Genomic DNA, 1,314 nt, shown 5'->3' on the forward strand with positions numbered 1-1,314 from the left:
CCGTGACCTCAAGGTTATGAGCCTTGCGAGCTACCAAGCTGCTCGACTCCGCTCTGAAAGAACTGGGAACTAATAGACAAAGAAGGCAAGGGTGTGCCCCTTGACCCTAGACTCTACAAATAGAATAATATCCCATTTATACAGAATGGTCAAGGGGCCCTCTAGGATCATGGATCATAGAAATCGAGAAAAACGTGAAAGCATATTTGGATCCTTACCAACTTGATCGTGTTGCCCCTGGCAACAAACAGAACCATTTCACGAAGTATGTGCCCGGATAACCCAAAGTATCGATAGTTAGCTCTCGCGCTTCCGGTCGACAAACAACGTCGATGAAGTCGTGTAGGTGCAACGCGGTGGGGATTGTCATTTTCCATGAATTTCCCATTTCTCACTCATCGCCGCAACTTTCCTTATGATATTTCTGTTCCAATTTCTGCCTCTTCTTTTCCCTCTGAATCCAACTTTTCCTTCCCATAATGGTTCCGCTCCGATTTTGATTGCCCAGCTTTTCCTTTCATGGATCAAATCAGGTTTGATCTTCGTCTTGGAGCTTCACTTTTGCACTTTCCAAAAGGGAAATCTTGAAGTACAAGCGTGGAATTTCTTTGGATAGCATGACACTCTTATGAGTGTTTATGGCTTTGTCTAACCACCCACGGAGTTGTTCGTTCTTTGGACCATTTTTAGGAATGGAGTTTCCCCAAAGGCCAATCCGATTCATTCTTTTGAAAAAAGCCCGCTCTTTTTCGGACAAGAGAGTTTTGTTGAACTCTAAGGTCCTCTCAAGTATTTTTAAGCGTACTAGAGGAGATGGGCGCGGATTCTCATCGAGATCCAGAGTCGCCTCATTGTCGAGTTCGGCAATCCCTGATTGGTCCTGAGATTCGTTCTCTTGTACCCCTTCGAGTAGAGCAGTGTCATCGGATTCTTCCATTGGTCTCGTTTCATCCTCGAGTCGAGCAGTATCGGATTCTTCCACTGGGTCTGTGTCTTTGATAACACAGGTTGTGGAAGGAGGGCTCGCGCTTGTTTTTGCGGAAGAGAAAAAGCCCCACAGTCTCCAACCTCCGAAGGTGCCGAGAGGTAGAACCACCGTCATCATGATAAGGACCTGTAGTAACCCGCTTATATTGGGTTTTTTCATAAATCAAAGTTCCTATAAAAAGAAAGTTCAATCCAAATCCAAAAGAGGATTCGATGAACAAATTATGCAGTCATATCCAAGAAGTAGATTCGTAGAGGTACCGTGACCTCAAGGTTATGAGCCTTGCGAGCTACCAAGCTGCTCGACTCCGCTCTGAAAGAACTGGG

At 45.4% G+C, this 1,314-nt stretch carries 2 protein-coding genes; both read right to left on the reverse strand.

Annotated features, from left to right (window positions below; translation table 11 throughout):
• Positions 1–167 precede the first annotated feature (167 nt).
• Entirely contained in the window at positions 168–377 is a 210-nt protein-coding gene (locus QRQ56_RS39155) for a hypothetical protein (RefSeq protein WP_438747112.1), read from the reverse strand.
• 152 nt (positions 378–529) lie between these two features.
• The gene (locus QRQ56_RS39160) at positions 530–1,147 is read right to left on the reverse strand and encodes a hypothetical protein (protein ID WP_438747113.1); all 618 of its coding nucleotides are present in this window, start codon (positions 1,145–1,147) and stop codon (positions 530–532) included.
• Between the last annotated feature and the right edge of the window lie 167 nt (positions 1,148–1,314).

It is taken from the genome of Bradyrhizobium sp. U531, assembly GCF_051710265.1.
In the GTDB taxonomy this organism is placed as follows: domain Bacteria; phylum Pseudomonadota; class Alphaproteobacteria; order Rhizobiales; family Xanthobacteraceae; genus Bradyrhizobium.